We start from the raw sequence: 25,833 nt of genomic DNA on the forward strand, positions 1-25,833 counted from the left end.
GCGGGAATAGCTCAGTTGGTAGAGCGCAACCTTGCCAAGGTTGAGGTCGCGAGTTCGAGCCTCGTTTCCCGCTCCAGTCACGCGCAGGCGGCCGCACCCTCCCGGGTCCGGCCGCCTCGTCGTTTCAGGGCCGTGGCGCGCGCAGGGCGCGCTTATCATCGGCCACAGCTGTCCGCGCCCGGATGGCGAAATTGGTAGACGCAGCGGACTTAAACTCCGCAGTCCGGCAACGGACGTACCGGTTCGAGTCCGGTTCCGGGCACCAGGGGTCGTCGCTCAGGCGTTGCAGCGCCGGGCGGTGACGTCCACCTGCAGCCAGCTGCGCGCCATGCGCTCCAGCACCGCCGGGTCCCCGGTGTTCTCCAGCCGCAGGGCCGGCCAAGGATGGGGCGTTGGTGTCTGTGGCGCCTCGCCCAGCAGGCGCAGTGCCTGGCGGGCCACGGCGTCGGCGGTGTCCAGCAGGTGCACCTGCGGCGGCAAGCGCAGCGCGATGCGCTCGGCCACGAAGGGGTAGTGGGTGCAGCCCAGCACCATCACGTCGATGCCGCTGTCCTGCAGCGGGTGCAGGTGGCGGTCGAGCAGGGCTTCCACCTCGTCGCGGCCGTCGTCACCGCGCTCGATCGCAGCAGCCAGGCCGGGGCAGGGCACGCGGAGCACCTCGCAGCCGGGTGCGTGGCGCTCGACCAGCAGCGCGAAGCGCGGGCTCGCCAGCGTGGCCGTGGTGGCCATCACCGCGATGCGGCGGCGCTGCGACATCGCGGCGGCCGGCTTGACGCCCGGCTCCACGCCGACCAGGGGCAGCTGCGGGTAGCGCTGCCGCAGTGCGTCGATGGCCCAGGCGGTGGCGGTGTTGCAGGCCACGACCAGCATGGCCGCGCCATGCGCCAGCAGGTGTTCGGCCAGGCGCAGGCTGCGCTGGGCGACGAAGGCTGGATCGCGGTCCCCATAGGGTGCGTGGGCCGAGTCCGCGAGGTAATGCAGCGGGTGCTCGGGTCGCAAGCGGTGCAACGCACGCAGCACCGACAGGCCACCCACCCCCGAATCGAAGACGCCGATGGTGCGGGGCAGGGTGGGCAGGACGGACATGGCGGCCGGCAGTCTAACCGCTGGCAGCGCACCCACGGGTTTTCACCAGGATGGCTTGCGGTGGTGGCTGGCGGACCCTTAAAATAGCACGAACGTTCGATTTAAAAGAGTCAGCCTGAGGGCCGCATTCAGCGAGTTTCCACGAGGGCAACGCCTGCGGAGCGCGCATCGCCCCTAGAATCACTTGGTTTACGTTAACGTCAATTCAACAACCTCGACATCCGACAGGAGCAACGCAGCATGAAGGTACTGGTACCCGTCAAGCGCGTCGTCGACTACAACGTGAAGGTTCGCGTGAAGTCCGACGGCACGGGGGTGGACATCGCCAACGTCAAGATGAGCATGAACCCCTTTGACGAGATCGCCGTCGAAGAGGCGGTGCGCCTGAAGGAAAAGGGCGCCGTGACCGAAGTCATCGCCGTCTCCTGCGGCGTCACGCAGTGCCAGGAAACCCTGCGCACCGCGATGGCCATCGGCGCCGACCGCGCCATCCTGGTCGAGACCGATGCCGAGCTGCAGCCGCTGGCCGTGGCCAAGCTGCTCAAGGCCCTGGTCGACAAGGAGCAGCCGGGCCTGGTGATCCTGGGCAAGCAGGCGATCGACGACGACTGCAACCAGACCGGCCAGATGCTGGCCGCGCTGGCCGACCTGCCGCAGGCCACCTTCGCGTCCAAGGTCGAGGTGGCCGATGGCGCCGCCACCGTCACCCGCGAGGTCGACGGCGGCCTGGAGACGCTCAAGCTGTCCCTGCCGGCGGTGATCACCACCGACCTGCGCCTCAATGAGCCGCGCTACGTCACGCTGCCCAACATCATGAAGGCCAAGAAAAAGCCCCTGGAGACGGTCAAGCCGGCCGACCTGGGGGTGGACGTGACCCCGCGCATCAAGACGCTCAAGGTCTCCGAGCCGCCGCAGCGCGGCGCCGGTGTGAAGGTGCCCGATGTGGCCACCCTGGTGAGCAAGCTGAAGAACGAAGCGAAGGTGATCTGAGATGAGCGTCCTCGTCATTGCTGAACACGACAACGCCAGCGTCAAGGGCGCCACGCTGAACACCGTGACCGCCGCTGCGGCCTGCGGTGGGGATGTGCATGTGCTGGTGGCCGGCCACAACGCCGCCGCCGCTGCGGCTGCGGCCGCGCAGATCGCCGGTGTGGCCAAGGTGCTGCACGCCGATGGTGCGAGCCTGGGCGACCAGCTGGCCGAGGCCGTGGCCGCGCAGGTCCTGGCCATCGCTTCCGGCTACAGCCACATCCTGTTTGCCTCCACCGCCAACGGCAAGAACGTCGCGCCGCGTGTGGCCGCCAAGCTGGACGTGGCGCAGCTGTCCGACGTCACCAAGGTGGTGTCGGCCGACACCTTCGAGCGTCCGATCTACGCGGGCAACGCGATCGCCACGGTGCAGAGCGCCGACGCGGTCAAGGTGATCACGGTGCGCACCACCGGCTTCGACGCTGCTGCGGCCACGGGTGGCTCGGCGGCCGTCGAGACCGTCGCCGCGACCGCCGCCGCGCCCAGGAGCAGCTTCATCGGCCGCGAAATCGCCAAGAGCGACCGCCCCGAGCTGACCGCCGCCAAGATCATCGTCTCGGGTGGCCGCGCGATGGGCAGCAGCGAGAAGTTCAACGAGGTGCTGACGCCGCTGGCCGACAAGCTGGGCGCCGCACTGGGCGCCAGCCGCGCCGCGGTGGACGCCGGCTACGCACCGAACGACTGGCAGGTCGGCCAGACCGGCAAGATCGTCGCGCCGCAGCTCTACATCGCCTGCGGCATCAGCGGTGCGATCCAGCACCTCGCGGGCATGAAGGACTCCAAGGTGATCGTCGCGATCAACAAGGATCCGGAAGCGCCGATCTTCAGCGTCGCCGACTACGGCCTGGAGGCCGACCTGTTCGCCGCCGTGCCCGAGCTGATCAACGCCCTCTGATCCGCGCCTGAGGGGCCGCAGCGCGGCCCTCGCCAACACAGCAAGGGCGCCCGTCGTGGCGCCCTTTCTTTCGCCCCCTGCCTTTCCCGGAGACATCCCATGAGCTACCGCGCCCCCGTCAAGGACATGCTGTTCGCGATGAAGGAACTCGCCAACATCGACGCCATCGCCCAGTTGCCCGGCTTCGAGGACGCGGGCTATGACACCGCCCAGGCCGTGCTGGAGGAGTGCGCCAAGCTCAACGAGGATGTGGTCGCGCCGCTGAACTGGGAAGGCGACATCAATCCCTCGCACTTCAGCGACGGCAAGGTCCACGCCACGCCCGGTTTCAAGGCTGCTTTCGACCAGTACACCCAGGGCGGCTGGCAGGGCCTGCACCACCCGGCGGATGTGGGTGGCCAGGGGCTGCCCAAGCTGATCCACGCCGCCTGCCAGGAGATGGTCAATGCGGCCAACCTGAGCTTCGCGCTGTGCCCCCTGCTGACCGACGGCGCGATCGAGGCCCTGCTGACCGCCGGCTCCGACGAGCAGAAGGCCACCTTCATCCCGAAGATGATCGACGGCACCTGGACCGGCACGATGAACCTGACCGAGCCGCAGGCCGGCTCCGACCTGGCCGCGGTGCGCACCCGTGCCGAGCCGCAGCCCGACGGCAGCTACCGCATCTTCGGCACCAAGATCTTCATCACCTGGGGTGAGCACGACATGGCCGAGAACATCGTCCATCTGGTGCTGGCCCGCGTGGTCGGGGCGCCGGAAGGCGTCAAGGGCATCTCGCTGTTCATCTGCCCGAAGTTCCTGGTCAACGCCGACGGCTCGCTGGGCCCGCGCAACGACGTGCACTGCGTCAGCATCGAGCACAAGATGGGCATCAAGGCCAGCCCCACCGCGGTGCTGCAGTTCGGTGACAACGGCGGCGCGGTGGGCTACCTGGTGGGCCAGGAGAACCGCGGCCTGGAGTACATGTTCGTGATGATGAACGCGGCGCGCTTTGGCGTGGGCGTCCAGGGCCTGGCGGTGTCGGACCGCGCCTACCAGCGCGCCGTGGCCTATGCCCGCGACCGCGTGCAGTCGCGTCCGGTGGACGGCTCGGTGCCGGGCGCTGCGGCCATCATCCACCACCCCGACGTGCGCCGCATGCTGCTGACGATGCGTGCCACCGCCGAGGGCTGTCGCGCGATGTCGCTGGTGGCCGCCGCCGCCTATGACGCCGCGCACCACCACCCCGACGCGGCCGTGCGCCAGCAGAACCAGGCCTTCTACGAGTTCATGGTGCCCCTGGTCAAGGGCTACTCCACCGAAACCAGCCTGGAGGTCACCAGCCTGGGCGTGCAGGTGCATGGCGGCATGGGCTTCATCGAGGAAACCGGCGCCGCCCAACACTACCGCGACGCCAAGATCCTGACCATCTACGAAGGCACCACCGCGATCCAGGCCAACGACCTGATCGGCCGCAAGACCGCGCGCGACGGCGGCCAGACCGCCAAGGCCATCGCGGCGCAGATCGCGGCCACCGAGGAAGCCCTGGCTGCGCGTCCCAGCGCCGACGCGAAGGCCTTCGCCAGGCGCCTGGCCGCCGCGCGCGCCGATTTCCTGGCGGTGGTCGACTTCGTCGCCGGTCAGACCAAGGCCAGCCCCAACGCCGTGTTCGCTGGCAGCGTGAACTACCTGATGCTGGCCGGCAACCTGATGGCCGGCTGGCAGATGGGGCGGGCACTGATGGCGGCCGAAGACCGCCTGGCCGCGGGTGATGATGTGGCCTTCATGCAGGCCAAGATCGCCACTGCGCGCTTCTACGCCGACCACCTGCTGACCCGCACCGCCGGCCTGCGCGAAAGCATCGTCGACGGCCACGCCGGTGTCACCGCCATGGCGCTGGAGGCCTTCTGATGAGCCGCCTGCCTGCCGCGCTGCAACGCGTGCGTCTGCCGGTGATCGGCTCGCCGCTGTTCATCATCTCCAACCCCCAGCTGGTCATCGCCCAGTGCCAGGCCGGCATCATCGGCTCGATGCCGGCGCTCAATGCGCGTCCGGCCTCGCAACTGGATGAGTGGCTGGCCGAGATCACCGAGACCCTGGCGGCCTGGGACAAGGCCCACCCCGACACGCCGGCCGCGCCCTTCGCGATCAACCAGATCGTGCACAAGAGCAATGACCGGCTGGAGCACGATCTGGAGGTCTGTGCGCGCTACAAGGTGCCCGTGGTGATCACCTCGCTGGGCGCGCGCACCGACGTCAACGAGGCGGTGCATGCCTGGGGCGGCGTGGTGCTGCACGACATCATCAACAACGCCTTTGCGCACAAGGCCATCGAGAAGGGCGCCGACGGCCTGATCGCGGTGGCGGCCGGCGCCGGTGGCCATGCAGGCGTCAAGAGCCCGTTCGCGCTGGTCCAGGAGATCCGCCAGTGGTTCGACGGCCCGCTGGCGCTGTCGGGCTCGATCGCCAGCGGCGGCGCCATCCTGGCCGCGCAGGCCATGGGGGCCGACTTCGCCTACATCGGCTCGGCCTTCATCGCCACCGATGAGGCGCGCGCGGTGGACGCCTACAAGCAGTGCATCGTCGACAGCAGCAGCGACGACATCGTCTACTCCAACCTGTTCACTGGGGTGCATGGCAACTACCTGAAGCCGTCGATCCGCGCCGCCGGCCTGGACCCGGAGAACCTGCCCGAGAGCGACCCCTCGAAAATGAACTTCGGCGGCGACGCCAAGAAGGCCTGGAAGGACATCTGGGGCTGTGGCCAGGGGATCGGCGCGATCACCCGTGTCCAGCCGGCCGCCGAACTGGTGGCGCAGCTGGCGCGCGAGTACGCCGCGGCACGCGCGCGCCTGCTGGGCTGAGTGGTCCGGCCGATCAGGCGGCGCGTTCGGCCGCCAGATCGGCATCGCAGCCGCTGGCAGCCCAGATCCAGCGCGCCGCCAGCCGGCGCAAGGCCGGCTCGGCCCAGCGTGGCCACCAGGGCCACACCCGGCGCGGCTGGCTGACCATCGCGCAGCGGTACAGGCGCTGCGCCGCATCCCAGCGCAACGCGCGGCAGCGCCCCTGGCGCCGCCCGCTCACCACGATGCCCAGAGGGCAGGGCGCCCAGGCGCAGCACACCCCGCAGCCATTGCAGGGCTGGCCGATCGCGGGCATGGGCGGGGCCTCGGACCGCAGGCGGATCACGCGTGGCGTGGCGCGGGGGTGGGAATTCACTGACGCATTTTTCGTCCGGACGACCGATTTGTCAGGAAAGTAAAGGGTTTGCGGGCGCGTAATACAGCCCACAACAACAAGTCACGGCGGTGGTACAGTCCCGAATGTGACTTGAACGGTCCTTCTGTGTCCCCTTGCTGGTTATCGAGACAAACCGAGCAAGGCGGGTCGCAATCCGCCAACCGGTGAAGCCGGGCCGCGGAAGGTTGATCAACCCATCGGAGTCCTGGCAACCGGGGCGAAAGGTGAGCGAAAGATGATGCAGCAATACAGGTCGAACTCGTACCTGTTCGGGGGCAATGCGCCCTATGTCGAGGAGATGTACGAAGCCTACCTCGACAACCCGGGCTCCGTGCCCGACAACTGGCGCGCCTACTTCGACGCGCTGCAACACGTCCCCGCCACCGACGGCACCGAAGCCCGCGACGTCGCCCATGCGCCGGTCGTCGAGTCCTTCGCCCAGCGCGCCAAGGCCAACGCCTTCGCCGCCAAGGCCAGTTCGGCCGATCTGGCCGTCGCCCGCAAGCAGGTCCATGTCCAGTCGCTGATCGCCGCGTACCGCAACGTGGGCGCCCGCTGGGCCGACCTGGACCCCCTCAAGCGCACCGAGCGCCCCAAGATCCCCGAACTCGAGCCGGCGTTCTACGACCTGACCGAGTCCGACATGGACATCTCGTTCTCGGCGGCCAACAGCTATTTCAGCAAGGCCGAGAACATGACGCTGCGGGAGATCCTGCAGGCCCTGCGCGAGACCTACTGCGGCACGCTGGGCGTCGAGTTCATGCACATCACCGACCAGACGCAAAAGCGCTGGTGGCAGGAAAAGCTGGAATCGATCCGCTCCAAGCCCAGCTTCACCCCCGAGAAGAAGAAGCAGATCCTCGAGCGCCTGACCGCGGCCGAAGGCCTGGAGCGCTTCCTCCACACCAAGTACGTCGGCCAGAAGCGCTTCTCGCTCGAAGGCGGCGAGAGCTTCATCGCCGCGATGGACGAGGTCGTCCAGCGCGCCGGTGAGCAGGGCGTGCAGGAAATCGTCATCGGCATGGCCCACCGTGGCCGCCTGAACGTGCTGGTCAACACCCTGGGCAAGATGCCCAAGGACCTGTTTGCCGAGTTCGACCACACGGCGCCCGAGGAACTGCCCGCTGGCGACGTGAAGTACCACCAGGGCTTCAGCTCCGACATCGCCACCGCCGGTGGCCCGGTCCACCTGAGCCTGGCCTTCAACCCCTCGCACCTGGAAATCGTCAACCCGGTGGTTGAGGGCTTGGTGCGCGCCCGCATGGACCGCCGCGGCGACAAGGTCGGCGCCCAGGTGCTGCCGGTGCTGGTGCACGGCGACTCGGCCTTTGGCGGCCAGGGCGTCAACCAGGAAACCCTGATGCTGTCCGAAACCCGTGGCTATTCCACGGGCGGCACGGTGCACCTGATCATCAACAACCAGATCGGTTTCACCACCTCGGACCCGCGTGACCTGCGCTCCACGCTGTACTGCACCGACATCGTCAAGATGATCGAGTCGCCGGTGCTGCACGTCAACGGCGACGATCCGGAAGCGGTCGTGCTGGCCACCCAGCTGGCGCTGGAGTTCCGCATGACCTTCCGCAAGGACGTCGTGGTGGACATCATCTGCTTCCGCAAGCTGGGCCACAACGAGCAGGACACGCCGGCGCTGACCCAGCCGCTGATGTACAAGAAGATCGCCCAGCACCCCGGCACGCGCAAGCTGTACGCCGACAAGCTGGCTGCGCAAGGCCTGGGCGAGACGCTGGGCGACGACATGGCCAAGGCCTACCGTGCCGCCATGGACGCTGGCCGCCACACGGTCGATCCGGTGCTCAGCAACTTCAAGAGCAAGTTCGCCGTGGACTGGCTGCCCTACCTGGGCAAGAAGTGGACCGATTCGGCCGACACCGCGATCCCGCTGACCGAGTGGAAGCGCCTGTCCGAGCGCCTGACGACGATCCCCGAGACCGTCAACATGCACCCGCTGGTCAAGAAGGTCTACGACGACCGCGCGGCCATGGGCCGTGGCGAGATCAATGTCGATTGGGGCATGGGCGAGCACATGGCCTTCGCGTCGTTGGTGGCCGCCGGTTACCCGGTGCGCCTGTCCGGCGAGGACTGCGGTCGCGGCACCTTCACCCACCGCCATGCGGTCATCCATGACCAGAAGCGCGAGAAGTGGGACGAAGGCACCTACATCCCGCTGCAGCACGTGGCCGACAACCAGGCGCAGTTCACCGTCATCGATTCCATCCTGTCCGAAGAGGCGGTGCTGGGCTTCGAGTACGGCTACGCCTCGGCCGAGCCGAACACGCTGACGATCTGGGAAGCCCAGTTCGGCGACTTCGCCAACGGCGCCCAGGTGGTGATCGACCAGTTCATCGCCTCCGGCGAGGTCAAGTGGGGCCGCGTCAACGGCCTGACGCTGATGCTGCCGCACGGCTACGAAGGCCAGGGCCCCGAGCACAGCTCGGCCCGCCTGGAGCGCTTCATGCAGCTGGCGGCGGACACCAACATGCAGATCGTGCAGCCCACCTCGGCCAGCCAGATCTTCCACCTGCTGCGCCGCCAGATGGTGCGCCCGCTGCGCAAGCCGCTGGTCATCTTCACGCCCAAGTCGCTGCTGCGGAACAAGGACGCCACCTCGCCGCTGACCGACTTCACCCGCGGCGAGTTCAAGACCGTGATCGGCGAGCAGAACGAGGCGATCGACAACGCCAAGGTCAAGCGCGTGATCGCCTGCTCGGGCAAGGTCTACTACGACCTGGTCAAGAAGCGCGAGGACAAGAAGGCCACCGACGTCGCGATCCTGCGCGTCGAGCAGCTGTACCCGTTCCCGCACAAGGTGTTCGGCGCCGAGCTGAAGAAGTACCCCAACGCCACCGAGATCGTGTGGTGCCAGGACGAGCCGCAGAACCAGGGCGCCTGGTTCTTCATCCAGCACCAGATCCACGAGAACATGCTTGACGGCCAGCGCCTGGGTTACGCCGGCCGCCCGGCCTCGGCCTCGCCCGCGGTGGGCTATGCCCACCTGCACCAGGACCAGCAGAAGGCGCTGCTGGACCAGGCCTACGGCAAGCTCAAGGGTTTCATTCTCAGCAAATAAGCACGACGGCGGACGCCCTCAGGGCGCCGCCGAAGTCCTGGCCTGAGGCGCCTCGCCCGGGCCGGGGCTGGCGGATGCACAGCGTCCCCCGCACCGACACGAAAGACACATCATGGCAATCGTAGAAGTCAAGGTCCCCCAACTGTCCGAGTCCGTGGCCGAGGCCACCCTGCTGCAGTGGAAGAAGAAGCCCGGTGAAGCCGTGGCCATGGACGAGATCCTGATCGAGATCGAGACCGACAAGGTCGTGCTCGAAGTCCCGGCGCCGGCCGCCGGCGTGCTGGCCGCTCACGTGGTGGGCGACGGCGGTACCGTGGTCAGCGACCAGGTCATCGCGCAGATCGACACCGAGGGCAAGGCCGGCGCTGCCGCTGCACCCGCCGCCGCCGCCCCGGCGCCTGCTGCCGCCCCCGCGGCCGCGCCCTCGGCCGACAAGTCCGGCGTGGCCATGCCCGCCGCCGCCAAGCTGATGGCCGACAACAACCTGGCCGCCGGCTCGGTGGCCGGCACCGGCAAGGACGGCCGCGTCACCAAGGGCGACGTGCTGGGTGCCGTGGCCTCGGGTGCCAAGGCCGCGGTGCCGACCCCGGTGGCCGCGCCAGTAAATGCCGCTGTCGCCAAGCCGCTGCCCGCGGTGGCCGCGCCCACGCTGCAGAACCTGGCCGACCGCCCCGAGCAGCGCGTGCCGATGTCCCGCCTGCGCGCCCGCATCGCCGAGCGCCTGGTGCAGTCGCAGTCGACCAACGCCATCCTCACCACCTTCAACGAGGTCAACATGGCCCCGGTGATGGAGATGCGCAAGAAGTTCCAGGACAAGTTCGAGAAGGAGCACGGCGTCAAGTTGGGCTTCATGAGCTTCTTCGTCAAGGCCGCGGTGGCTGCGCTCAAGCGCTACCCCATCCTGAACGCCTCGGTCGACGGCAACGACATCGTCTACCACGGCTACTTCGACATCGGCATCGCGGTGGGTTCGCCCCGTGGCCTGGTGGTGCCCATCATCCGCAATGCCGACCAGCTGAGCTTCGCCGACATCGAGAAGAAGATCGGTGAATTCGGCCAGAAGGCCAAGGACGGCAAGCTGGGCATCGAGGAGCTGTCGGGCGGCACCTTCTCGATCTCCAACGGCGGCACCTTCGGCTCGATGCTGTCGACCCCGATCATCAACCCGCCGCAGTCGGCCATCCTGGGTGTGCACGCCACCAAGGACCGCGCGGTGGTCGAGAACGGCCAGGTCGTGGTGCGCCCGATCAACTACCTCGCGATGTCCTATGACCACCGCATCATCGACGGCCGCGAGGCCGTGCTGGGCCTGGTCGCGATGAAGGAAGCGCTGGAAGACCCGGCCCGCCTGCTCTTCGACATCTAAGCACTGCCCCCTGATTGAAGCGCCCCGTCCAACGGGGCGCTTCTTCCAAGCTCACCAGGAAGATTCATGTCCAAGCAATTCGACGTCGTCGTGATCGGCGGCGGCCCCGGCGGCTACATTGCCGCCATCCGCGCGGCCCAGCTGGGCTTCAACGTGGCCTGCATCGACGAGTGGAAGAACGCCGCTGGCGGCCCGGCCCCGGGCGGCACCTGCACCAACGTCGGCTGCATCCCGTCGAAGGCGCTGCTGCAGTCGTCCGAGCACTTCGAGCACGCCAGCAAGCACTTCGCCGAGCACGGCATCTCCACCGGCAAGGTCGAGATGGACGTGGCGAAGATGATCGCCCGCAAGGACGGCGTCGTGAAGCAGAACAACGACGGCATCCTCTACCTGTTCAAGAAGAACAAGGTCAGCTTCTTCCACGGCCGCGGCTCCTTCGTGGCGGCCAAGGACGGCGCCTACGAGATCAAGGTCGCCGGCGCTGCCGAGGAAGTGATCGTCGGCAAGCAGGTGATCGTGGCCACGGGCTCGAACGCCCGTCCGCTGCCGGGCGCCGAGTTCGACGAGGTCAACATCCTCTCCAACGACGGCGCGCTGCGCGTGGGTGCGGTGCCCAAGAAGCTGGGCGTCATCGGCTCGGGCGTGATCGGCCTGGAGATGGGCTCGGTCTGGCGCCGCCTGGGCGCCGAGGTCACCATCCTCGAGGCCCTGCCCACCTTCCTGGGCGCCGCTGACGAAGGCGTCGCCAAGGAGGCCTTGAAGGCCTTCACCAAGCAGGGCCTGAAGATCGAGCTGGGCGTGAAGATCAGCGAGATCAAGAACGGCAAGAAGGGCGTCACCGTGTCCTACGCCGACGCCAAGGGCGCGGCGCAGGAGCTGGCGGTGGACAAGCTGATCGTCTCGATCGGCCGCGTGCCCAACACCACGGGTCTGAACCCCGAGGCGGTGGGCCTGCAGCTCGATGAGCGCGGCGCCATCGTGGTGGACGGCGACTGCCGCACCAACCTGCCCGGCGTCTGGGCGGTGGGCGACGTGGTGCGTGGCCCGATGCTGGCGCACAAGGCCGAGGAAGAGGGCGTGGCGGTCGCCGAGCGCATCGCCGGCCAGCACGGACACGTCAACTTCGCCACCGTGCCCTGGGTCATCTACACCAGCCCCGAGATCGCCTGGGTCGGTCGCACCGAGCAGCAGCTCAAGGCCGATGGCGTGGCCTACAAGGCCGGCCAGTTCCCGTTCCTGGCCAACGGCCGGGCGCGTGCGCTGGGCGACACCACCGGCTTCGTCAAGATCCTCGCCGACGCCGCGTCGGATGAGATCCTGGGCGTGCACATCGTCGGCCCGATGGCCTCCGAGCTGATCGCCGAGGCGGTGATGGCCATGGAGTTCAAGGCCAGCAGCGAGGACATCGCCCGCATCTGCCACGCCCACCCGTCGCTGTCCGAGTCGACCAAGGAAGCGGCGCTGGCCGTTGACAAGCGCACCCTGAATTTCTGACCCGGGACGACCGATATAGGGAAACCCGCAAGGGCGGCGCAAGCCGCCCTTGTTCGTCTGAGACTTCTGCGATGACGACCGTCACCGAGCTGTACCACCAGACCCTGGCCGAGCGCGGCTACCAGAGCGACCCGGCGCAGCTGCGCGCCGTGGCCGCGCTGCAGCGCTGCCAGGACGAGTGGGCGGCCTACAAGGCGCGGCGCAGCAATGCCATCACCAAGGCCCTGGTGCGCCCGCCGATCCCGCGCGGCGTGTACATGTACGGCGGCGTGGGGCGCGGCAAGAGCTTCCTGATGGACGCCTTCTTCCAGGCGGTGCCGCTGACCCGCAAGACGCGCCTGCACTTCCACGAGTTCATGCGCGAGGTGCACCGCGAACTGCAGGACCTCAAGGGCCTGCAGAACCCGCTGGACGAACTGGGCAAGCGCATCGCCCGGCGCTACCGGCTGATCTGCTTTGACGAGTTCCATGTCGCCGACGTCACCGACGCGATGATCCTGCACCGGCTGCTGGAGTCGATGTTCGCCAACCGCGTGTCGATCGTCACCACCTCGAACTTCCACCCTGATGGCCTGTACCCCAACGGCCTGCACCGCGACCGCATCCTGCCGGCGATCGCGCTTCTGAAGGACAAGCTGGAGGTCATCAACGTCGACAACGGCACCGACTACCGTCAGCGCACGCTGGAGCATGTGCAGCTCTACCACACGCCGCTGGGCGAGGTGGCCGACCAGGCGATGACCCAGGCCTTCGAGGAGCTGGCCGAGGCGCGTGATGAGTCGCCTGTGCTGCACATCGAGCACCGCGAACTGCGCGCGCGCCGGCGCGCCGGCGGCGTGGTGTGGTTCGACTTCCAGACGCTGTGCGGCGGCCCGCGCTCTCAGAACGACTACCTGGAGCTGGCCAGCCAGTTCCACACGCTGCTGCTGTCGGACGTGCCACAGATGCCGGTGCGCATGGCCTCGGAAGCGCGTCGCTTCACCTGGCTGGTGGACGTGCTCTACGACCGCCGCGTGAAGCTGATCCTGTCGGCCGCGGTACCGCCCGAGCAGCTCTACCTGGAAGGCCCGCTGGCGCATGAATTCCCGCGCACGGTCTCGCGGCTCAACGAGATGCAGTCGAAGGAGTTCCTGTCGCTGGAGCGGCGCGAGGTGGACACGCGCCTGACCTGAGCGCCCCGCGTGGGCGTCGGTCGGCCTACTACTTGATTGGCTCGACCCGCACCAGCGCCAGCGACAGGTTGTCGCCGGTGCCGCGGGCGCGCTGGCGGGCCTTGCTGATCAGCATCTCGCTGGCCTCGCGCGGGTTCAGCGCGTTGACGATGGCGCCAAGTTCCTTGCCACTCAGGTAGTGCCACAGGCCGTCGGAGCAGGCCAGCAGCGCATCGCCCTGGTCGAGGCGCTCGATGCGCTGGATCGCCACCGGCGGGTCCTGCTGGGTGCCCAGGCAGCCGGTCAGCAGGTTGGACTGCGGATGGGTGTTGGCCTGGGCCTCGGTGATCTTGCCCTCGTCGATCAGGCGCTGCACGTAGGAATGGTCAATCGTGCGCCGCACCATCTCGGCGCCCCGGAAGTGGTAGACGCGCGAATCGCCGGCATGCACCGTCCAGGCGCTGCGGTCGGGCATGATCAGGAAGGCCGCCAGCGTGCTGTGCGGCTCTTCATCGGCGGTGATGGCCGTCAGCTTGATCATCAGATGCGACTCGACCACCAGCTGCTTGAGCATCGCCTCGGCATCGTCGTCGGCGGGATTGAAGCGGTCGAAGACCTGGCGGGCGGTCAGCACCACCTGGTCGGCGGCGGTGCGCCCGCCGCTCTTGCCGCCCATGCCATCGGCCACCAGCGCCAGCAGGCAGCCGGCGACCCGGTGGTGCGGAAGGATCTCGACCTGGTCCTGCTGGTAGGCCCGATCGCCCTTGTGCAGGCCGGTCGCTGCGGTCAGCCGGTAGGCCTGGGTGCTGAGGGTGCTCATGGCATGCAATATAAACTGTCAGCAGATATTGCGCCGCCCCCTCGATGACGGAGAACCTCCATTCCCCCCAACGTCGCCTGATCGAGTTGCGCATCGAGCACGCCGATCTGGACAATCTGATCGACCGGACCGACCCGCTGACGCCACTGGACGAGCTGACCCTGCGCCGCCTGAAGAAGCGCCGCCTGGTGCTGCGCGACCAGATTGCGGTGCTGGAGGCCACCCTCGAACCGCCGGAGCCGGCCTGAATGGCCGAGCCCGGATTGCCCGCGGCAGTGGCCCAGGCCTTTGCTGCCGACGGGGCCCTGTCGCGCGCCGCGCCAGGCTATGCACCGCGCCAGCAGCAGCTGGAGATGGCGCAGGCCGTCGCCGAGGCCATCGACGCCCAGGGCTGCCTGGTCACCGAGGCCGGCACCGGTGTCGGCAAGACCTTCGCCTACCTGGTGCCAGTGCTGTTGTCGGGCCGCCGCACCCTGGTCAGCACCGCCACCAAGAACCTGCAGGACCAGCTGTTCCTGCGCGACCTGCCGCGCCTGAAAGATGCGCTGCAGGTGCCGGCCAGCGTGGCCCTGCTCAAGGGACGGGCCAGCTACCTGTGCCGCCACCGGCTGCAGCAGGCGCGCGAGGGCGCCACCTTCGCCGACCGCGGCTCGATCCGCGCGCTGGCCCGCATCGAGCAGTGGGCCCAGGGCACCCGCAGCGGCGACATGGGCGAGCTCGACGGCCTGGACGAGCGCTCCGAGCTGATCCCGCTGGTCACCTCCAGCCGCGACAACTGCCTGGGCGGCGAGTGCCCGGAGTTCGTCAACTGCCACCTGATGAAGGCCCGGCGTGACGCCATGGCGGCCGACGTGGTGGTGATCAACCACCACCTGTTCTTCGCCGACCTGTCGCTGCGCGACAGTGGTGTGGCCGAGTTGCTGCCCACGGTGGACGTGGCGGTGTTCGACGAGGCCCACCAGATGGTCGAGGCCGGCGTGCAGTTCCTGGGCCAGACCCTGGGCACGGGGCAGGCGGTTGACCTGTCGCGTGACCTGGTGGCCGCCGGCCTGCAGCATGCGCGCGGCCTGGCGCCCTGGCAGGAGCTGTCGGCGACGATCGAGCTGGCCGCACGCGAGCTGCGCCTGGCCGCTGCCCAGGGCCTGCCGGAGGTGCGCGCCCAGCTCAAGCGCCGCTGGGACGAGGCCGCCCGCGACGACGCGCTGGGCCCGGCCCTGGATCGCCTGGCCGAGGCGCTGCGCCGCGCGGCCGAGGCGCTGGAGGGCGTGGTCGAGGCGGCGCCCGACCTCGTCCGCCTGCAGGCACGCGCCCGTGAGATGGGCCAGCAGTGCCTGCGCTTCCACCGCGAATGCGCGCCCGAGCGCGTGCGCTGGATCGACCTCACGGCCCACCAGGCCCGGTTGGTGGAGTCGCCGCTGGACATCCGGGCGATGATGGGCGAGCAGCGCGCCGCGGGCTCGCGGGCCTGGGTCTTCACCTCGGCGACGCTGGGTGACGAGCCGGACCTGCGCTGGTTCTGCGAATCGGCCGGCCTGGACGATGCCCGCCGCCTGCGGGTGGGCAGCCCGTTCGACTACGCCGCCCATGCGCGGGTGTATGTGCCGCCACGCTTTCCCGCCCCGGGCGAGGACGGTCACCTGACGCTGGTCGGCCGCGCCGCCGCGCACTGCGCCAAGGCGCTGGGCGGCCGCACCTTCGTGCTCACCACCACGTTGCGCGCCCTCAGGGTGGTGGCCGAGGCCCTGGAGGCCGAACTGCAGACCCTGGACGCGCCGCTGCAGGTGCTGGTGCAGGGCAGTGCCGCCAAGCGCACGCTGCTCGAGCGCTTCGGCCAGGGGGGCAGCGTGCTGGTGGGCTCGCAGAGCTTCTGGGAGGGCATTGACGTGCCCGGCGACGCGCTGCAATGCGTGCTGATCGACAAGCTGCCCTTCCCGCCGCCGAACGACCCGCTGGTCGAGGCGCGGGTGCGCCAGCTGAAGTCACAGGGGCGCGATGCCTTCAGCGAGTACTTCATCGCCGAGGCGGCGGTGTCGCTGAAGCAGGGCGCCGGCCGCCTGATCCGCACCGAGCAGGACAAGGGGCTGCTGGTGCTGTGCGACACCCGGCTGCGCGACAAGGGCTACGGGCGCCGCCTGCTGGCGGCCCTGCCGCCGATGACGCCGCTGGACAGCGGCGAGGAGGCCTTGCAGTGGCTGCGCACGTTGGCCGAGGAGCGCGCTGCGTGAAGCGCGCCGCTCAGCCGGCGCACAGGCTCACCAGAGCTTCCACCAGGGCTTGGCCTGCGCCAGCTCCGGCTGCACGAAGCGGCTGTTCGGGAAGTTGGTGGTCAGCACCCGGCGGGCGTCGTCGCGCAGCTGCGTCAGGCCCAGGCGGTCGTAGGCCTCGACCATGATGAACAGGGCTTCCTCGCCGGCGGGCGCCTGCGGGTAGGCCTGAACGGCCTGCTGGGCGCGGTTGGCGGCCGCCAGCAGCGCGCCGCGACGCAGGTAGTAGCGCGCCACATGCACCTCGTACTCGGCCAGCGAGTTGACGATGTAGTCCATGCGCACGCGGGCATCGTCGGCATAGCGCGAGTCGGGGAACTGCTCGACCAGCTGACGGAAGGACTGGTAGGCGTCGCGCGAGGCCTGCTGGTCGCGGTCGGTCAGCGACTGGCCGGCCAGGAAACCGAGCAGACCCAGGTTGTCGTTGAAGTTGATCAGGCCGCGCAGGTAGAGCGCGTAATCCACACCGGGGCTGGACGGGTGGACCTTGACGAAGCGGTCCAGGGTCGACAAGGCCTTGGCCTTCTCGTTGGTCTTCCACTGGGCGTAGCCGATGTCCAGCTGCGCCTGCTGGGCCAGCAGGGTGCCGGCGGCCCGGCCTTCCACGCGTTCCAGCGTCTTGATCGCCTGGTCCCAGGCGCCGGTGGCCATGTCGTCCTTGGCCTCCGCATACAATTTTTCAGCGGACTTCTTCGCGTCGTCTTCCCGCGGTGTCGAGCTGCAGGCGGCCAGCGCGATCAGGGCCAGGGCCGAGAGAAGGCGTGCCAGGCGGCGCGACGAGGAAGCTGCGGTCATGTTGGAAGGTCTGCGAAGAGGCGGCCGATTATAGGAGGGCTCCTTGGAGCAGACGGGCATCGACGACACCGACCTGGACGGCCAGGCCGAAAGCCGCGCCGCGACGGTGCCGGACGCTGCCCATGGCGCCCGCCTGGACCGCTACCTCACCACGCTGGCGCCGGAGTTCTCGCGCAGCCACCTGCAGTCGCTGATCGAGCGGGGGCTGGTGCGGGTCGCGGGCCAGGCCGCGCTGCAGGCCTCGCGCCGGCTCAAGGCCGGCCAGGCGGTCGAGGTGAGGCTGGAGCTGCCCGAGGAAAGCCGCGCGTTCCTGCCGCAGGCCATGGACCTGGCGGTGCTGTTCGAGGACGCCCACCTGCTGGTGCTGGACAAGCCTGCCGGCCTGGTGGTGCACCCCGCGGCCGGCAACTGGACCGGCACGTTGCTCAACGGCCTGCTGGCCCGTGACCCGGCCTGTGCCCAGCTGCCGCGTGCCGGCATCGTGCACCGGCTGGACAAGGACACCTCGGGGCTGATGGTCGTGGCGCGCAGCCTGCCGGCCATGACGGCACTGGTGCGCGACATCGCTGCGCGCACGGTGCGCCGGCGCTACCTGGCGCTGGCCCACGGGCGCGTGGCGGCGGCGCCGTTCAGCATCGAGGCACCGATCGGTCGGGACCCGTCGGCCCGCGTGCGCATGGCAGTGGTGGCCGGCGGCAAGCCGGCGCGCACCGACATCGAGCGCCTCGGGCTGCGTGGAGAGATCAGTGCCGTGCGCTGCGCGCTGCACACCGGGCGCACGCACCAGATCCGGATCCACCTGGCCTCCCAGGGCCATCCGCTGGTGGCCGATGCGGTGTACGGCGGTGCGCCGGCGCTGGGCATGACCCGCCAGGCGCTGCACGCCACCGAGCTGGGCTTTGCACACCCGATCGACGGACGGCCGATGCGCTTCGAGTGCGCGCCGCCGGCCGACTTCGCCCAGGCCTGGCAGGCCGTGGTCCCTGGCTGAGCACCGCGCCTGCGTCACATCGCGCCACGCGAAGCGCGCTACAATCAGTGCCCAAGCCCCCCGAGAGTGGGGCGGTCCGATCGGCCCGGCCGACACCGACCGCCCGGTCTGCCGCGTAGGCAGGTCCATGCCGGCGGGCTGCCTGAACCCCAGTCACGCGTCTGTCCGATGTCGGACATCGGTGTCCGACGTGCCACCGGGGTCCGGCCCTGACCGCCTGACGCGCCGTGGCACCCCGCCGGCGCCCGACACATGTGTCCATGAATACCCAGGATGCCAAGCGCGTTCTAGAAACGGCGCTCATCTGCGCCAACCAGCCGTTGTCCATGCGCGACCTGCGCGCGCTGTTCAACGACCAGGTCGGCGCCGACACCCTGCGCCAGCTGCTCGATGAGCTGCTGCGTGACTGGGCCGGTCGCGGCGTCGAGCTGGTGGCCCTGGCCAGTGGCTGGCGCTTCCAGAGCCGTCCCGAGATGCGCGAGTACCTCGATCGGCTCAACCCCGAGAAGCCGCCGCGTTACTCGCGCGCCGTGCTGGAAACCCTGGCCATCATTGCCTACCGACAGCCCGTGACCCGCGGCGACATCGAGGACATCCGCGGTGTGGTCGTCTCCAGCCAGATCCTCAAGCAGCTCGAGGACCGCCACTGGGTCGAGGTGATCGGACACCGCGATGGCCCCGGCCGTCCGTCGCTGTACGCAACGACGCGCCAGTTCCTCGACGACCTCGGCCTGGACAGCCTGGATCGCCTGCCTGCGCTCGATGGGCCGCTGTCGGCCCAGACGCTGGCGCCCCTGACCGGCGAGCAGGTGGATCTGCTCGACGAACAACCCGAACTGCCACTGGACGAGGCCCCCGAGACCCCGTCCCCCGCGCCCGCCGACCCCGGCGAGCAGCCCCCCCTCACGACGGCGCCGCCTGCGGACGCCGAACTGCCCCAGGCCGACGTGCCGAAGGACCCCAGCGAGCCATGAGCAACGACGCGCAAGAACCCACCGTTCCCGACGAGCCCACCGAGGCCCCGAAGCCTCGCCGGCGCACGCGCAGCGCAGCCGCACCGGCCGGCGATGCCGCCGCCCCCGCAGCGGCCGCTGAGGCACCGGCCGCGGACGCCGAGGCCTCGGCGCCTGCCAAGCCCGCCCGGGCCCCGCGCAAGCCACGCAAGCCGGCCGCCGCCGCGGCCGATGCCGGCGAGGCCAGCCAGGCCGCTGCACCAGCCCCCGCTGCCGCTGAGGCTGCGCCGGTCCCGGCGGCACCTGCGCCTGCGCCTGCACCCGTCGCGCCGGTGCCCGCCGCCGTGCGGGCCGACGAGGGTGGCGACGACGCGGGTGACGGTCCGGATGAGCGCCAGGGCGATGGCCAGGACGACGGTGCCGGCGAGGGGGGCGAGGACGGCGGCAGCCGCCGCAACCGCCGCCGCCGCGGCCGCCGCGGCTCGCGCCGGGGCGAGGGGGAGGGCGAGAACAGTGCCGCTGCGGCGCCAGCCGCCGACGCGGCTCCCGCCACGCCAGGGGTCGACAGCACCGAGGTCTTCGCCAGCGTGCTGGCCGGCGAGTTCGATGCCACGGCCGACCAGCCGCTGGCCGAGCCGGCGCCGTCCCCGGCGGAGCCCGAAGCCGCTGCGCCGGCCGAGCCTGCCGACGACAAGCGCGTGCTGGCCCCGGACGCCGACGCGCCCAAGCTGCACAAGGTGCTGGCGCAGTCCGGTGTCGGCTCGCGCCGCGACATGGAGCAGGCCATCGAGGCCGGCCGGGTCGAGGTCAATGGCGAGCCCGCCCATGTGGGCATGCGCATCTCCTTCGGCGACCGCATCACGCTCGATGGCAAGCCGGTGAAGGTGCGCATCGCGCCGCCGCCGGCGCGTGTCATCGCCTACCACAAGCCGGTGGGCGAGGTTGTCACGCTGGATGACCCGCAGCAGCGCCCCACGGTGTTCCGCCGCCTGCCGCGCCTGCAGCACGGCAAGTGGCAGTCGGTGGGCCGACTCGACATCAACACCGAAGGCCTGCTGCTGTTCACCACCTCAGGGGACCTGGCCAACAAGCTGATGCACCCGCGCTTCGGCGTCGAGCGCGAGTACGCGGTGCGCGTGCTCGGCACGCTCGAGAACGAGGCCCGTGACCGCCTGCTGGCGGGCGTCGAGATCGAGGGCCAGACGGCGTCCTTCGTGTCGATCGCTGACGGTGGCGGCGAGGGCGTGAACCACTGGTACCGCTGCGTCATCACCGAAGGTCGCAACCGCGAGGTGCGCAAGCTCTTCGACACCGTGGGCCTGACCGTCAGCCGCCTGATCCGCATCCGCTACGGCAGCGTGGTGCTGCCGCGCGGGCTCAAGCGCGGTGACTGGGTGGACCTGTCCGGCGACGACCTGCGCCTGCTGCGCCGCCTGACCGACCAGCCGCGCGATGGCGGCCGCCCCAGCCAGCCGTCCCGCGGCCCCGACAACCGCCAAGGCGGCAAGGGCAAGGGCGGCGGCGCGCCGCAGGGTGGCGGGCAGAACCGCAACGCGCAGCAGCAGCAACAGCAGCAGCAGCAGCGCCGCCAGCGCGAGGAGCGCCCCGATTACGACGAGGACCGCGAACCGGGCGACCCGAGCCGCATCCCGAATCCGCTGCAGCAGACCTTCGACCGCCGCCAGGTGCAGCGCGAGCGTCAGCCCTCGCGCGAGATCGACTACGAGAACTTCATCCCCAACCCGCTGCAGCAGACCTACGACAAGCGCTTTGTCCAGGGCGATCGTGGCCTGGGGGGCGGCAAGCGCGGCAAGCCCGGCGGCAAGGGTGGTGGTGGTGGCCAGGGCGGCCAGCCCGACCCGATGCGCACCTCGGTGGGCTACATCGGCGCCGACGCCTTTGCCAAGAAGCTGCAAGGCCGCGGAGGCGGCGGCAGCGGCAGCGGTGGCGGCCGTCGCCGCCGCTGAACACGCTGTTACAGCACTAGAATCAAGGGCTTTGCCCATTCCCGTTGCCGCGCGTGGCGCGGTACACCATTGACTCCAAGGAGCGCCTCATGGCCATCGAACGTACCCTCTCGATCATCAAGCCCGACGCCGTCGCCAAGAACGTCATCGGCCAGATCTACTCGCGCTTCGAAGGCGCTGGCCTGAAGATCGCCGCCGCCAAGCTGGTGCACCTGTCGCGCGCCGATGCCGAGCAGTTCTATGCCGTGCACAAGGCCCGTCCGTTCTTCAAGGACCTGGTCGACTTCATGATCTCCGGCCCGGTGATGATCCAGGTCCTGGAAGGCGAGAACGCGATCGCCAAGAACCGCGAACTGATGGGCGCCACCGACCCCAAGAAGGCCGACAAGGGCACGATCCGCGCCGACTTCGCCGACTCGATCGACGCCAACGCCGTGCACGGCTCCGACGCCGCCGAGACGGCCGCCGTCGAAGTGGCCTTCTTCTTCCCCGGCATGAACGTCTACCAGCGCTGATTTCAGCGCCGGGCGGGCACGACGCGTGAGCAAGGTCAACCTGCTCGACTTCGACCTCGACGGGCTCGCCGCCTACTGCGAGTCCCTCGGGGAGAAGCGCTTTCGTGCCGTCCAGCTGTTCCGCTGGATCCACCAGCGGGGCGCGGCCGATTTCTCGGCCATGACCGACCTGGCCAAGTCCCTGCGCAGCAAGCTCGAGGGCGTGGCCGAGGTCCGTGACCTGCCCGTGGTCTCCGAGCATGTCTCCGCCGACGGCACCGTCAAGTGGCTGTTCGATGTCGGCGCCGGCAATGCGGTCGAGACCGTCTTCATCCCCGAGGACGACCGCGGCACGCTGTGCGTGTCCTCGCAGGCGGGTTGCGCCGTGGGTTGCCGGTTCTGTTCCACCGGCCACCAGGGCTTTTCGCGCAACCTCAGCACCGGCGAAATCCTGGCCCAGCTGTGGCATGCCGAGCGCAGCCTGCGCGTGCGCCTGGGCCTGGGCACGGGCGAGCGTGCCATCACGAACGTCGTGATGATGGGCATGGGCGAGCCGCTGCAGAACTACGCCGCGCTGGTGCCGGCGCTGCGCGTGATGCTCGACGACCACGGCTACGGCCTGTCGCGCCGCCGTGTCACCGTGTCCACCTCCGGGGTGGTGCCGATGATCGACCGCCTGCGCGAGGACTGCCCGGTGGCGCTGGCCGTCAGCCTGCATGCGCCCTGGGATGCGCTGCGCGACGAACTGGTGCCACTGAACCGCAAGTACCCGCTGGCCGAGCTGATGGCGGCCTGCCAGCGCTACCTGAGCGCGGCTCCGCGCGACTTCATCACCTTCGAGTACTGCATGCTCGACGGCGTCAACGACAGCGACGAGCACGCCGAGGCCCTGCTGGCCCTGGTCAACGGCCGCGGCACACAGCGCGTGCCGTGCAAGTTCAACCTGATCCCGTTCAACCCCTTTCCCGCGTCCGGTCTGACCCGGTCGCCGCGCGAGCGGGTGACCGCCTTCGCCAAGCACCTGCAGGATGCGGGCGTGGTGACGACCATCCGCAAGACCCGTGGCGACGACATCGACGCCGCCTGCGGCCAACTGGCCGGCGAGGTGCAGGACCGCACCCGGGCCCATGAACGCATGAAGCGCCAGCCGGTCACCTGGATCAGCGCCGCCAACCCATCCCCATCGTTCCCCTCGGCCGCCCCGGGTGGCCCGGAGCCTCACTGATGAAGCCACGTCGCCCTGGTGTGAAGTCCCGTGTCGGCGCCGCGCTGGCTGTGCTGGCGCTGCTCGCGGGCTGTGCCAGCCCGGCGCCGGAGCGCAATCGCACGCCCGACCCCGTGCCCGACGCGCCACCCAAGGCCGATGCGGCCCGTCTGTCGCAGACCCGCCTGGAACTGGCCGCGGCCTACTTCCAGCGGGGCCAGAACGCCACCGCGCTGCAGGAGATCAAGGCGGCGCTGCAGGCCGATCCGAACCAGGTGCCGGCCTATGGCCTGCGCGGCCTGATCTATGCCGCCATGGGCGACGCCGGCCAGGCCGAGGAGAGCTTCCGGCAGGGCCTGCGCCTGTCCTCGCGCGACCCGGACACGCTGCACAACTACGGCTGGTTCCTCTGCCAGGAGCGGCGCTTTGCTGAAGCCGACCAGCAGTTCGCGCTGGCGGCCCAGGTGCCGGCCTACCCGGACCTGGCCCGCACGCTGCTGGCCCAGGGCATCTGCCAGGCCCGCGCCCAGCGCTGGCCCGAGGCCGAGCGCTCGCTGGCCCGCTCCTATGAACTGGACCCGTCCAACCCCGCCACCGGCTTCAACCTCGCCGATGTGCTGTTCCGCCGCGGCGAGCATGAGCGGGCCCGTTTCTACGTGCGCCGCGTCAACCAGATCGATGACCAGGTGACCGCGCAATCGCTGTGGCTGGCGCTGCGCATCGAGCGCCAGCTGGGCCAGGCGGGCCAGGTCGATCAACTCGGCAGCCTGCTGAGCAGCCGTTTCCCGAACTCGCCCGAGGCCGGCCTGTACGAGCGGAGGCGCTTCGATGACTGAGCCGCGCGACGCCGGCGACACCCAGCCGCTGTCCGGCAGTGCCGGCGCATTGCTGCGCGCGGCACGCCAGGCACAGGGCATGCACATCGCCGTGCTGGCCACGCACCTGAAGGTCTCGCCGCGCAAGCTCGAGGCGCTGGAACAGGACCGCCACGACGAACTGCAGGGCCCCACCTTCGTGCGCGCCCTGGCCCAGGCGGCCTGCCGGGCCTTGAAGATCGACCCGGCGCCGATCCTGGCGCTGCTGCCGCCCGCCGGCCAGCGCACGCTGGACGATGTGGGCGGCGGTCTGAACGCGCCGTTCCGCGAGCACGGCATGCGCCGCGACCCGACGCTGGAACTGGACGCCAAGGGCAAGGGCGTGCTGGTCACCGTGCTGGTGCTGCTGGTGGGCGCGGCCCTGATGTGGTTGGTGCCGCGCCAGCCCGCCAACCCGGAGGGCGCCACCGCGGCCGCCTCGGCGGCGGCGGTCGATCAGGTCCTGGGGGCGGCCTCGCAGGTCGTCGCGGCACTGACGCCCGCTTCGGCGCCGGCCTCCACGGCCACCGTGTCCGCCATCGCCTCCGCCCCGGCGGCGGCCGCCAGCGTCGCGGCCGTGCCGCCGGCGCCGGCCGCCCCGGTGCTGGTGCCCGACCACCTGCTGCAGGTGCGCGCCACGGTGGAGTCCTGGGTCGAGGTGCTCGACGGCAATGGCCAGGCCATGATCTCGCGCACCCTGCAACCGGGTGAATCCGTGGACCTGGATGGGGCCTTGCCACTGCGTGTCAAGATAGGCAATGCCGTCGGCACCGAGCTGCGTTTCCGCGGCCAGCCGGTCGATCTGGCCGCCGCCACGCGCGACAACGTGGCCCGTCTCGAACTGAAGTGAATCCTGCCCCATGAGCGAAGCACCCGACCAGCCCGTCACCCAAGCCAGCCCGGCGCCGCGGCGCAGCCGCCAGGCCCGCGTGGTCTGGGGCGAGCGCGTGGTCACCGTCGGCGGCGATGCACCGGTGCGCGTGCAGTCGATGACCAACACCGACACGGTCGATGTCATCGGCACCGCGATCCAGGTCAAGGAGCTGGCGATCGCCGGCTCCGAGATGGTGCGCATCACGGTCAACACGCCGGAGGCGGCCGACGCCGTGCCGGCGATCCGCGAACAGCTCGACCGCATGGGCATCGACGTGCCCCTGATCGGCGACTTCCACTACAACGGCCACCGCCTGCTGACCGAGCACCCGGCCTGCGCCGAGGCACTGTCCAAGTACCGCATCAACCCCGGCAACGTGGGCAAGGGCGAGAAGCGTGACCGCCAGTTCGGCCAGATGATCGAGGCCGCCTGCCGCTGGAACAAGCCGGTGCGCATCGGCGTCAACTGGGGCAGCCTGGACCAGGAACTGCTGGCCCAGATGATGGACGACAACTCGCGCCGCACCCAGCCCTGGGACGCCAAGCAGGTGATGTACCAGGCGCTGATCCAGTCGGCGCTGCAGTCGGCCCAGGCCGCCCGCGAGATGGGCATGGACCCGAACCAGATCATCATCAGCTGCAAGGTCAGCGGCGTGCAGGACCTGATCTCGGTCTACCAGGGCCTGGCCCAGCGCTGCGACTACCCCCTCCACCTGGGCCTGACCGAGGCCGGCATGGCCACCAAGGGCACAGTGGCCTCGGCCACGGCGCTGTCGGTGCTGCTGCAGCAGGGCATTGGCGACACCATCCGCGTCTCGCTGACGCCGCAGCCGGGCGAGGCCCGCACGCAGGAGGTGGTGATCGCGCTGGAGATCCTGCAAGCGCTGGGCCTGCGCAGCTTCAACCCCAGCGTCACTGCCTGCCCGGGCTGCGGCCGCACCACCAGCACCACCTTCCAGGAGCTGGCCAAGCAGATCGACGACTTCCTGCGTGCCCAGATGCCCGTCTGGCGTAGCCAGTACGCCGGCGTCGAGAACCTCAAGGTCGCGGTGATGGGCTGCATCGTCAACGGCCCTGGCGAAAGCAAGCATGCCGACATCGGCATCAGCCTGCCGGGCACCGGTGAGGCGCCAGCCGCCCCGGTCTTCATCGACGGCGAGAAGGCGCTGACCTTGCGCGGCGACAACATCGCCGCCGAGTTCCACGCCATCGTCGAGAACTACATCCGCCAGCGCTTCGGCCACGCCGCCTGACGCTGCCTGTCACCCACCGGCGGGCGCCTCGGGC

22 protein-coding genes and 2 tRNA genes are annotated in these 25,833 nt (G+C 69.8%); 20 read left to right on the forward strand and 4 right to left on the reverse strand.

Annotated elements, in window-relative coordinates:
• Together KAK03_RS10110 and KAK03_RS10115 are read left to right on the forward strand one after the other, a co-directional pair.
• Window positions 1–76, forward strand: a tRNA-Gly gene (locus tag KAK03_RS10110).
• 100 nt (window positions 77–176) lie between these two features.
• A tRNA-Leu gene (locus tag KAK03_RS10115) sits at window positions 177–265 on the forward strand.
• 11 nt (window positions 266–276) lie between these two features.
• Here the strand turns inward: KAK03_RS10115 and murI are convergent.
• Window positions 277–1,086, reverse strand: coding sequence for a glutamate racemase (gene murI, locus KAK03_RS10120; protein ID WP_210853847.1), 810 nt, complete (start codon window positions 1,084–1,086; stop codon window positions 277–279).
• 240 nt (window positions 1,087–1,326) lie between these two features.
• Between murI and KAK03_RS10125 the strand changes: the two genes are divergently transcribed.
• The 4 genes from KAK03_RS10125 (at window position 1,327) to KAK03_RS10140 (ending at window position 5,853) form a co-directional block, all read left to right on the forward strand.
• Complete coding sequence (locus KAK03_RS10125) at window positions 1,327–2,076, forward strand: electron transfer flavoprotein subunit beta/FixA family protein (RefSeq protein ID WP_210853848.1); 750 nt, start codon at window positions 1,327–1,329, stop codon at window positions 2,074–2,076.
• A gap of 1 nt (window position 2,077) precedes the next feature.
• The gene (locus KAK03_RS10130) at window positions 2,078–3,010 is read left to right on the forward strand and encodes an electron transfer flavoprotein subunit alpha/FixB family protein (RefSeq protein ID WP_210853849.1); all 933 of its coding nucleotides are present in this window, start codon (window positions 2,078–2,080) and stop codon (window positions 3,008–3,010) included.
• A 99-nt stretch (window positions 3,011–3,109) separates the two neighbouring features.
• Window positions 3,110–4,900, forward strand: a complete 1,791-nt coding sequence (locus KAK03_RS10135; protein ID WP_210853850.1) for an acyl-CoA dehydrogenase — start codon at window positions 3,110–3,112, stop codon at window positions 4,898–4,900.
• On the forward strand, window positions 4,900–5,853 hold the full coding sequence (locus KAK03_RS10140; RefSeq protein WP_210853851.1) for an NAD(P)H-dependent flavin oxidoreductase: 954 nt from the start codon (window positions 4,900–4,902) through the stop codon (window positions 5,851–5,853). Before KAK03_RS10135 ends, KAK03_RS10140 begins: the two co-directional genes overlap by 1 nt.
• A 13-nt stretch (window positions 5,854–5,866) precedes the next feature.
• Here the strand turns inward: KAK03_RS10140 and KAK03_RS10145 are convergent, their stop codons facing one another.
• Window positions 5,867–6,208: a hypothetical protein gene (locus KAK03_RS10145; RefSeq protein WP_310738549.1), complete on the reverse strand. Its 342-nt coding sequence runs from the start codon at window positions 6,206–6,208 to the stop codon at window positions 5,867–5,869.
• A 256-nt stretch (window positions 6,209–6,464) separates the two neighbouring features.
• Between KAK03_RS10145 and KAK03_RS10150 the strand changes: the two genes are divergently transcribed.
• The 4 genes from KAK03_RS10150 (at window position 6,465) to zapE (ending at window position 13,352) form a co-directional block, all read left to right on the forward strand.
• Window positions 6,465–9,320, forward strand: coding sequence for a 2-oxoglutarate dehydrogenase E1 component (locus KAK03_RS10150; RefSeq protein ID WP_210853852.1), 2,856 nt, complete (start codon window positions 6,465–6,467; stop codon window positions 9,318–9,320).
• Between the two features lie 112 nt (window positions 9,321–9,432).
• The gene (gene odhB, locus KAK03_RS10155) at window positions 9,433–10,686 is read left to right on the forward strand and encodes a 2-oxoglutarate dehydrogenase complex dihydrolipoyllysine-residue succinyltransferase (RefSeq protein WP_210853853.1); all 1,254 of its coding nucleotides are present in this window, start codon (window positions 9,433–9,435) and stop codon (window positions 10,684–10,686) included.
• A gap of 66 nt (window positions 10,687–10,752) precedes the next feature.
• Entirely contained in the window at window positions 10,753–12,180 is a 1,428-nt protein-coding gene (lpdA, locus tag KAK03_RS10160) for a dihydrolipoyl dehydrogenase (protein ID WP_210853854.1), read from the forward strand.
• A gap of 71 nt (window positions 12,181–12,251) precedes the next feature.
• The gene (zapE, locus tag KAK03_RS10165; RefSeq protein WP_210853855.1) at window positions 12,252–13,352 is read left to right on the forward strand and encodes a cell division protein ZapE; all 1,101 of its coding nucleotides are present in this window, start codon (window positions 12,252–12,254) and stop codon (window positions 13,350–13,352) included.
• A gap of 28 nt (window positions 13,353–13,380) precedes the next feature.
• Here zapE and KAK03_RS10170 read toward each other — a convergent pair whose 3' ends face one another.
• Window positions 13,381–14,151: a PP2C family protein-serine/threonine phosphatase gene (locus KAK03_RS10170; protein WP_210853856.1), complete on the reverse strand. Its 771-nt coding sequence runs from the start codon at window positions 14,149–14,151 to the stop codon at window positions 13,381–13,383.
• 44 nt (window positions 14,152–14,195) lie between these two features.
• On the opposite strand from KAK03_RS10170, the gene KAK03_RS10175 reads away from it, so the two are divergent.
• Window positions 14,196–14,399: a YdcH family protein gene (locus KAK03_RS10175; protein WP_210802412.1), complete on the forward strand. Its 204-nt coding sequence runs from the start codon at window positions 14,196–14,198 to the stop codon at window positions 14,397–14,399.
• The gene (yoaA, locus tag KAK03_RS10180; protein WP_210853857.1) at window positions 14,400–16,376 is read left to right on the forward strand and encodes a DNA repair helicase YoaA; all 1,977 of its coding nucleotides are present in this window, start codon (window positions 14,400–14,402) and stop codon (window positions 16,374–16,376) included.
• Window positions 16,377–16,403: 27 nt separating this feature from the next.
• Here yoaA and KAK03_RS10185 read toward each other — a convergent pair whose 3' ends face one another.
• Window positions 16,404–17,210, reverse strand: coding sequence for an outer membrane protein assembly factor BamD (locus KAK03_RS10185; protein WP_210853858.1), 807 nt, complete (start codon window positions 17,208–17,210; stop codon window positions 16,404–16,406).
• A gap of 43 nt (window positions 17,211–17,253) precedes the next feature.
• On the opposite strand from KAK03_RS10185, the gene KAK03_RS10190 reads away from it, so the two are divergent.
• The 8 genes from KAK03_RS10190 (at window position 17,254) to ispG (ending at window position 25,799) form a co-directional block, all read left to right on the forward strand.
• Window positions 17,254–18,201 carry an RluA family pseudouridine synthase gene (locus KAK03_RS10190; protein WP_375140976.1) on the forward strand — a complete coding sequence of 316 codons (948 nt, stop codon included), beginning with the start codon at window positions 17,254–17,256 and terminating at the stop codon, window positions 18,199–18,201.
• Between the two features lie 260 nt (window positions 18,202–18,461).
• Window positions 18,462–19,175, forward strand: a complete 714-nt coding sequence (gene scpB, locus KAK03_RS10195; RefSeq protein ID WP_210853859.1) for an SMC-Scp complex subunit ScpB — start codon at window positions 18,462–18,464, stop codon at window positions 19,173–19,175.
• The gene (locus KAK03_RS10200; RefSeq protein ID WP_210853860.1) at window positions 19,172–21,121 is read left to right on the forward strand and encodes a pseudouridine synthase; all 1,950 of its coding nucleotides are present in this window, start codon (window positions 19,172–19,174) and stop codon (window positions 21,119–21,121) included. The genes scpB and KAK03_RS10200 overlap by 4 nt, the downstream gene beginning before the upstream one ends.
• A gap of 89 nt (window positions 21,122–21,210) precedes the next feature.
• The gene (ndk, locus tag KAK03_RS10205) at window positions 21,211–21,636 is read left to right on the forward strand and encodes a nucleoside-diphosphate kinase (RefSeq protein ID WP_210802224.1); all 426 of its coding nucleotides are present in this window, start codon (window positions 21,211–21,213) and stop codon (window positions 21,634–21,636) included.
• Window positions 21,637–21,661: 25 nt separating this feature from the next.
• The gene (gene rlmN / locus KAK03_RS10210) at window positions 21,662–22,840 is read left to right on the forward strand and encodes a dual-specificity RNA methyltransferase RlmN (protein WP_210853861.1); all 1,179 of its coding nucleotides are present in this window, start codon (window positions 21,662–21,664) and stop codon (window positions 22,838–22,840) included.
• Window positions 22,840–23,655 (forward strand): type IV pilus biogenesis/stability protein PilW, encoded by an 816-nt coding sequence (gene pilW / locus KAK03_RS10215; RefSeq protein WP_210853862.1) that lies wholly within the window; start codon window positions 22,840–22,842, stop codon window positions 23,653–23,655. The genes rlmN and pilW overlap by 1 nt, the downstream gene beginning before the upstream one ends.
• The gene (locus KAK03_RS10220; protein WP_210853863.1) at window positions 23,648–24,523 is read left to right on the forward strand and encodes a helix-turn-helix domain-containing protein; all 876 of its coding nucleotides are present in this window, start codon (window positions 23,648–23,650) and stop codon (window positions 24,521–24,523) included. The genes pilW and KAK03_RS10220 overlap by 8 nt, the downstream gene beginning before the upstream one ends.
• Window positions 24,524–24,533: 10 nt before the next feature.
• Complete coding sequence (ispG, locus tag KAK03_RS10225) at window positions 24,534–25,799, forward strand: flavodoxin-dependent (E)-4-hydroxy-3-methylbut-2-enyl-diphosphate synthase (RefSeq protein ID WP_210853864.1); 1,266 nt, start codon at window positions 24,534–24,536, stop codon at window positions 25,797–25,799.
• Window positions 25,800–25,833 lie beyond the last annotated feature (34 nt).

The organism is Ideonella alba, assembly GCF_018069845.1.
GTDB lineage: Bacteria > Pseudomonadota > Gammaproteobacteria > Burkholderiales > Burkholderiaceae_C > Ideonella > Ideonella alba.